Here is a 531-nt window from a genome sequence, read left to right on the forward strand (position 1 = left end):
TCTGTACCGTAGGGTGGTACAGGAATAAGAGCTGGGCAAGACCGGTGCCAGCCGCCGCGGTAACACCGGCAGCTCGAGTGATGACCGATATTATTGGGCCTAAAGCGTCCGTAGCTGGCTGGACAAGTCTGTTGGGAAATCTGCTCGCTCAACGAGCAGGCGTCCGGCAGAAACTGTTCAGCTTGGGACCGAGCGATCCGAGGGGTACGTCCGGGGTAGGAGTGAAATCCCGTAATCCTGGACGGACCACCGATGGCGAAAGCACCTCGGAAGATCGGATCCGACAGTGAGGGACGAAAGCTGGGGTCACGAACCGGATTAGATACCCGGGTAGTCCCAGCTGTAAACGATGCCAGTTAGGTTTGGCGCGGGCTACGAGCTCGTGCTGTGCCGAAGTGAAGACGATAAACTGGCCGCCTGGGAAGTACGTCCGCAAGGATGAAACTTAAAGGAATTGGCGGGGGAGCACTACAACCGGAGGAGCCTGCGGTTTAATTGGACTCAACGCCGGACATCTCACCAGCTCCGACA

General features: G+C 57.8%; 1 rRNA gene. It reads left to right on the forward strand.

From position 1 onward, the window contains the following. Positions 1 to 531 (forward strand): 16S ribosomal RNA (locus tag ACSC1W_RS20895); the annotation flags it as partial.

Origin of the sequence: Haloarchaeobius marinus, assembly GCF_051207415.1 — an archaeon.
In the GTDB taxonomy this organism is placed as follows: Archaea; Halobacteriota; Halobacteria; order Halobacteriales; family Natrialbaceae; genus Haloarchaeobius.